We start from the raw sequence: 6,000 nt of genomic DNA, 5'->3' as shown, positions 1-6,000 counted from the left end.
TCTTCCGTGAGATAAAACGACGTACTTCTTCGTTCTCAAACTGTTTCAGTCACGCACAACCGTCAACAGCTGAATCGTGGCTCCAAGCCTTCGCCGTCTGGCACAATGCTACAAACTAAACACGACCTTCTGACAACTGCGAACAGCTATAATCCTCGTTCTCGTAGCCCACTCATGCATGTGGTTCGGTATCCCACTGCACCATCCTGATCGGAGGTAACTACATGACAGTCATAGCCAGATTCGAGGTTATCCCAGTTCACGACGGAAGCTTATCCGAAGACATCGCACAGGCCATTGATGCGCTCGAAGATTTCGACATCTCATACAAAATGACCGCGACAGACACGGTCATTGAAGCCAATGACGTCGATGAAGTCTTCGAAGCGATCCAGACTGCACACAATGCAGTTGATGCTAACCGGATTATAACGTCTGTGGAGGTTGACGATCAAGCAAGTGATCAACAGGCCGACGATCGTGTCAAATCTGTAGCGGATGTGCTTGGCCGTGATCCAGAGAAGAACATGTAGCGAGACGCCAGCAACGAGAGAACAGCACGTAAAGCGTATTTTTCCGTCAAAAAATCCAGCCACGACCAGCGTAGCGATTCACCTAGTATCGCCGTCACCGCCAAGGATGACAATGCAGTGACTATGTGAAGTACCACAGGTCAGTGACCCGTGGCGTCCGTGTTTACTCTCCGACAGAGGCAACGGACTTTAATTCCTCCCGCGCTTGGCTTGCGCCTCGCGTCGACCCCGCGTCGATAACACCCGAGCTCAAAACGAGTCCGTGGGAGTCGGGGCCTCCACCAGCCCCCGGTGCCGCCCGTCTCACCTTCCGAACGCATGGAAGGGTTTCGAGAGACGGCACATTCTCATCGTGTTTGTCAAACCACTCCTGACACACGCACACCGCAACCTTCCGGTCTGCATGGTCCTGAAACCCACACTCCACGCACTTGAACCGCTTCTTATCACGGTTCGCCCGAGTCGTGTGCAAGCACTCAGTGCGCGGGCACCGCTGGCTCGTGTACTCCGGGTCCACGTCATCTGACGGGATGCCTTCCAACGCTGCCTTGTACGTTATCATATCGCGGAGCTTGGCGAACGGCAGACTGTGCAACCGCCAGTTCATCCGCGTTCCATAGTCGATGTCATCACGCATGTCCATGAGGTCATCGAAAACAAGCACTGGCGTGTCGAACTGCGAGACTCAGTCGACCACGTCCCACGACACTTTGTGCAATTGGTCGTGGACGAAGTCGCGTTCTTCTGTTTGCACGACCTGTTCGAACGCGGTTTGCCCGGCGACCTGCATCCGTTTGCGCTTGGTGAAATACTCGTGACGCACTTTCTTAATCTCCGGGTACTCAATAACCACAGAGTCGCGGGTGTCGCCGTCGCGCGTCATCGTGGCGAGTGCGATACAGTCCTCGTTGATATCGACGCCGACAACTGTATTCGAGTCGGTTTTCTCGCGGACGTCAGCGTCTATGCGGGTGACGTTGACGTGAAGTTCGTGGTGGCCGTTCACCAGTACAACCTCCGCAGTGCCCACGCGCCAGTCGCCCGAGTCGTCTCGGAGTGCGGCGCGTAGGCGTTCCAAGTGATCGGGGCTGCCGGTGAGCGTTCCTCGGACGTATTGGTATTTGAGTGCGGTGATACGGAAGTGGATGTCGCCCGTTTCCTCGTCGAGGGATAGGTCGTATCCCTCGCCATGATTCATCCGAATCGGAAACGGTTCGCGAACGTTGTTGCGCGGTCGCCCGTACTCGTAGTCGTCGTAGTACGCTTCGAGTGCCTCGGTGGCTTTAGCGTGGAGGCGCTGGGTGGTGTTTTTGACATGGTCTGTGCGGTCGACTACAGTGTCTTCAATGTCGTTCCAGTCCCAGCCTTCCTTGTCTAAGCGAAAGATTTCGTTGACGACGCGACGGGCTTCACGCATTCCTGCTGTCAGGAGGGCTGGCCTTCCCTCGGTGATGTCGAGTTGGAAGTCGAGGGTAGTAGTCCGCCCATCCTTCATATCTTAAAGTTATCATGATTGCTTGTAAACCTTCGACGCAGGTTAGTTGTAGGATGGTTTGTCGGCATTCACCCCCGGGTCAGGTGACCCGGGGCACTCTGCCTCGCTCAACTGTAGAGCGGCTCACATTCAAATATCCTCACGGTTGACGGTAGAACACACGGGAAATAGCGGTCTGCGATACCACGCCAGACGAATACACGCTATACGCAGAAGTGGAGACGCACAGGACCATCTACAGAACGGGTAAGACACTGACACCGTAAGCCGATGTTCTTCGCGGCGTTGAGTTCAAGTCACGGCAGTCAGGGGATGTCTGTATACGACTCTGGACTAGTTTCCCTCTGATGGAAACTGTTATGGGGTTTCTATGAGTTTCTATTATTGGCTGATGGTACCACTGGCGAATATAATCGGCGGGCAGAAGACGCTGATCACCCCCCTGAGAGCAGTAGCAAGACCAGGTGAACGGCAAAAAGAGGTAGTAGCGAACGGATGAGCGGGACGCAGACGATCTCGACCGACCTCTCTGAGACCGATATCGAGGAACTCCTGGCCCATCCCTCTCGGCGGTATCTCCTGTACTACCTGCACCGGTATGCTAATCCCGTACAGTTGGCTGATGTTGCCCATCAAATCACGATCTGGAAACTGAACGAGCCAGCGGATGAACACCTCCAGGAACGACTGCAGATCTATCTCGCTCTCTATCACGACCATCTTCCACCGTTAGCTGAAGCCGACGTTGTGGACTACGCGCAGCAGGAGGATATGATCGAACTCGGGCCTACTGCGGAGCAGCTCATCCCTGCCCTCGAGCGGAATTTCCGTGACGAAGTCGTTGATCTCCTGGAAGCAGAACACTGTACGTTTGACCGCTCGCAGTAATACGCTGGATTACTGTCGCCGATCTGCCGTGCGCTACCCGTGAGACGCCAATTAGGGGGATGAATTCAGTCACTGTCCACTAAATATCAGCGAAAATACTATATCTTCGGCTTTCCGCAAGTGTTCTGCAAATGTCGCATATGTCACCCCGAGTTCGTCCGCGAGTTCTTCACCGGTCTTCCCGCGCGGCCAATCGTAGTAACCGTTCGTATAGGCCAATAACAGGACCTCATGTTGACGCGCGGTAAGGAGGCGAGTAAGCGTCTCCTGAAGCTCCTGCTGCTGGAACAAGGGGACAGGATAGTCTTTCTGGCGTCGTGCGGTAATTTCCATTGAGGGATATGTTTCCTGGAAACAGTCAATCACCTCCGATGCAGAATAGATCGCGGGGATCTCGGCGACAATATGAGCGACGCCGTCATCACTTTCTAATTGCGTCGGGATCGCACCAGCGTCAGTCAAACTGATGGTGAAAAACTCTTCGCCCTCACTGATCCGAAATTCGATAATCGCGTTCTTCTCGCCTTCGCTCACGACTCGTGCATCAAAGCCATCATAGGCACGGGTGAAGTCAAGAACCTGATCCGGCGGTGCGCCGCTGATCCGATGAAAGACGGTATAGGCCCCACTGCTTCGCGGCAGTATCTGAATGAGTTCTGCCGTACACCCGGTTTCTGCAGAAAGTGCGACTAACGGATATCGAGGGTCAGAAACTTCGAATTCGACCTCGACAACCGTATTCTCGGAATCGTCTTCTCCGGGTGAGGTCATACGGAGAGAATTGGGATCGACAAGGTTACGCGTTGGCGTGGCATTCGTAAGCAAGTACCATGATATCTCCAAACAGCGGAATCTCCCTGTGAAAGGGAGGGATGTTTAGCAGTCGGTTACTATATCGGTAATCAATATGATGATTAAAGGAGTGACTCCGCCTACTGGGAGCATGGCGAGTGAATCAGGACGGATACGGATCCTTGCCCAGTGTGATGACTGCGGGAATATCTATACATCGGAGCGGCTGACAGATGGCACGATCCGACCAGTTGGTCGCAAGAGAGGCTGCTCATGTGGAACTGAATCATTCACTGAACTAGACAGTGACGGAGGCAGAAGCGATCGGGACGAGTAACCGCCGGCAACGCTTAAACCGACGGTATACAGGGCACCAAACATCAGCATGAAGATCGCCATCATACCGAACGCGAGGGGAGTACCACCAGTTCCGAAGCCCACGAAGACCATCATGAAGAACATTCCACGAGCACCATCGGAATGAGCAGAATGACCCCCGCGATAGCGCCGACTTTCAGCCCGTCACCTGGTTCGCCGCCCTCGAGGAACTTGTTGCAAGCCCCTCGGTGCAGCGGGCGTACTTGCGTTCGGCCTCACCACGATTGCGATCGCCATCTTCGATACGCCGGCATTGATTCGGAAGGAACTTACCGGGTAACTGCCGCAGTTGTCGGTGAGTGATAGGAGATCGCCAGCCGCACAGCTGGGCCTGGGGTCACAAGTATTATCCAGAAATATTATGTAGCGATACTGAGACTGGGAGACGAGGAGGATGAGAGCAGTCCACGTGTCACGCACAGCTATCATGGCACTCGATCCTCATCCTTCTCAGTCTTTCAGCCGACAAATGACCGAATATGAACGAGTTGCCCAGAGAAACTGGGACGCGGTGAACGGAGTGTGGTTCCTGCATGCCTGAATGCGGTGAGTACGTTACCCAGGATTTCATCCGGGTGTTTGGTATCAATGGTGACGTCCACGGCTGTCCCACCTGTACGACCTACCGGGAACTCCAAGACGGGAGCGCAGTGAATCAGCAGGGTGGGCTCTCATGACTACCGACGAACCGGTGTACGTCGCTGCCAGACGCACCCACTACCACACCTCCCCCGACTGCCACGGTCTTACCCGTGCTCGGGAGGTTACCGAACACCCACTCTCCCGTCTCCCGGACGACGTGACGCAATGCAAGTTCTGCTCCGGCGAATACCAACCTCACTCAAGCAGTGACTCATTCGTGACCACACAACTCCTCGAGGACCTCAGTCCAGATGCGGTCGGAAAACGCAATCCTAGGGAACCGAGCGAGTAGGCCGCGAGCAAGATAGTGCACCGTGAGAAGCAAGACCCGCCCGAATCCCGGTCCTACGATGTGGCTGCAGTGGGTTCGTGACCGGGAAGGAAGATGAGATTCTCCCGACCCACAGCGACCTTCGTGATCTCCCCGTCTTCTTCCAAGGTCGACAACAAACGACTGACCTTGGCTTTCGACCAGTCGACTGCGTCAACGATCTCGGACTGTTTCATCCGCCCCCCGTTCTCCTGAAGCAGCCTGTGAACCCGCTCTCGATCAGTGCCAAGCTCTGGTTGACTATGTGATAATTCAACAGTATCTGTCTCACTCCGCTTGACCTGATTCCAGACCACGAGAAGGACGCCGAGAGCCGTGAGCGCACCAAGCCCGAGGACCGCAACAAGCTCGGCCGCAATCCACGCGATAACTGATACGATGTCGATCACTCCACCTGTCTCCAACATAGGATCTGTGGCAGTCATTCCAGGCGTTCTCCATATGATTTCGTTATCGGTCGGATTCCGTGGTGTCACCGCGAACATGCCGATGCGCTCTCAGTACGGGTCTCCTACCACCCTCTTCTCCGTGACCTGCCTATATGATAACGTACCATATATATCTATCAAACCATCAAGAGAGGTGATTATCCTCTCCAGCGGTGTATTCTAGAGCAGCCCGTGATGAGACAAGTCGGGGTGGCTGTGCTGGCGGCATCGAACTGGGATATATCGGGGACATGTGCGAGTCGTTGTCCGCAACTCGACTGTGGCGGGCTACTCCGCGAGTTCCGCGCACCGCTCCCGCGCCGCGTCGCGAACCGCCCCGTCGCTCTCGTCGGTCGGTTCCCAGCCGAGCGCGGCGCTTGCGGGGTACTCGAGTTCAGGAATCGCTCTCGCATCGGCGCGACGGGTCTCGAGGCGCGCTCGCAGCGTGGTTGGAGGCGGTCAGTCGCCCACGCTGACTTCGGGCCGCCAATGAGCGTGTCGGGGTGACGGACG

Annotated in this window: 7 protein-coding genes and 1 pseudogene; 4 read left to right on the top strand and 4 right to left on the bottom strand. The window is 55.4% G+C overall.

Going from position 1 to position 6,000, the window contains the following annotated elements:
- Together LDH66_RS22340 and LDH66_RS22335 are read left to right on the top strand one after the other, a co-directional pair.
- A pseudogene (locus tag LDH66_RS22340) lies at positions 1–119 on the top strand (IS6 family transposase); the annotation flags it as partial.
- A 105-nt stretch (positions 120–224) separates the two neighbouring features.
- A complete protein-coding gene (locus LDH66_RS22335; RefSeq protein ID WP_226483274.1) occupies positions 225–533 on the top strand; it encodes a thiamine-binding protein in 309 nt (102 codons plus the stop codon).
- Positions 534–696: 163 nt separating this feature from the next.
- Here LDH66_RS22335 and LDH66_RS22330 read toward each other — a convergent pair whose 3' ends face one another.
- Complete coding sequence (locus LDH66_RS22330) at positions 697–1,197, bottom strand: transposase (RefSeq protein WP_226483273.1); 501 nt, start codon at positions 1,195–1,197, stop codon at positions 697–699.
- Between the two features lie 21 nt (positions 1,198–1,218).
- On the bottom strand, positions 1,219–2,028 hold the full coding sequence (locus LDH66_RS22325; RefSeq protein ID WP_226483272.1) for a hypothetical protein: 810 nt from the start codon (positions 2,026–2,028) through the stop codon (positions 1,219–1,221).
- Positions 2,029–2,523: 495 nt separating this feature from the next.
- Between LDH66_RS22325 and LDH66_RS22320 the strand changes: the two genes are divergently transcribed.
- Complete coding sequence (locus tag LDH66_RS22320; protein WP_226483271.1) at positions 2,524–2,916, top strand: DUF7344 domain-containing protein; 393 nt, start codon at positions 2,524–2,526, stop codon at positions 2,914–2,916.
- Positions 2,917–2,985: 69 nt separating this feature from the next.
- Here LDH66_RS22320 and LDH66_RS22315 read toward each other — a convergent pair whose 3' ends face one another.
- Entirely contained in the window at positions 2,986–3,687 is a 702-nt protein-coding gene (locus LDH66_RS22315; RefSeq protein ID WP_226483270.1) for a bacterio-opsin activator domain-containing protein, read from the bottom strand.
- A 932-nt stretch (positions 3,688–4,619) separates the two neighbouring features.
- Here LDH66_RS22315 and LDH66_RS22310 point away from each other — a divergent pair.
- A complete protein-coding gene (locus tag LDH66_RS22310; protein WP_226483269.1) occupies positions 4,620–4,763 on the top strand; it encodes a DUF7563 family protein in 144 nt (47 codons plus the stop codon).
- Positions 4,764–5,073: 310 nt separating this feature from the next.
- Here LDH66_RS22310 and LDH66_RS22305 read toward each other — a convergent pair whose 3' ends face one another.
- Positions 5,074–5,484: a helix-turn-helix transcriptional regulator gene (locus tag LDH66_RS22305; RefSeq protein WP_226483268.1), complete on the bottom strand. Its 411-nt coding sequence runs from the start codon at positions 5,482–5,484 to the stop codon at positions 5,074–5,076.
- Between the last annotated feature and the right edge of the window lie 516 nt (positions 5,485–6,000).

Origin of the sequence: Natrinema amylolyticum, from assembly GCF_020515625.1 — an archaeon.
In the GTDB taxonomy this organism is placed as follows: domain Archaea; phylum Halobacteriota; class Halobacteria; order Halobacteriales; family Natrialbaceae; genus Natrinema; species Natrinema amylolyticum.
The sequence above is the reverse complement of the archived record's forward strand: the minus strand, read 5'-3'. Positions and strand labels throughout refer to the sequence as shown.

Bases quoted from the DNA above. Each gene is read 5' to 3' on its own strand.
- LDH66_RS22335 (WP_226483274.1), top strand. From the start codon at position 225: ATGACAGTCATAGCCAGATTCGAGGTTATCCCAGTTCACGACGGAAGC.
- LDH66_RS22325 (WP_226483272.1), bottom strand. From the start codon at position 2,028: ATGAAGGATGGGCGGACTACTACCCTCGACTTCCAACTCGACATCACC.
- LDH66_RS22320 (WP_226483271.1), top strand. From the start codon at position 2,524: ATGAGCGGGACGCAGACGATCTCGACCGACCTCTCTGAGACCGATATC.
- LDH66_RS22315 (WP_226483270.1), bottom strand. From the start codon at position 3,687: ATGACCTCACCCGGAGAAGACGATTCCGAGAATACGGTTGTCGAGGTC.
- LDH66_RS22310 (WP_226483269.1), top strand. From the start codon at position 4,620: ATGCCTGAATGCGGTGAGTACGTTACCCAGGATTTCATCCGGGTGTTT.
- LDH66_RS22305 (WP_226483268.1), bottom strand. From the start codon at position 5,484: ATGACTGCCACAGATCCTATGTTGGAGACAGGTGGAGTGATCGACATC.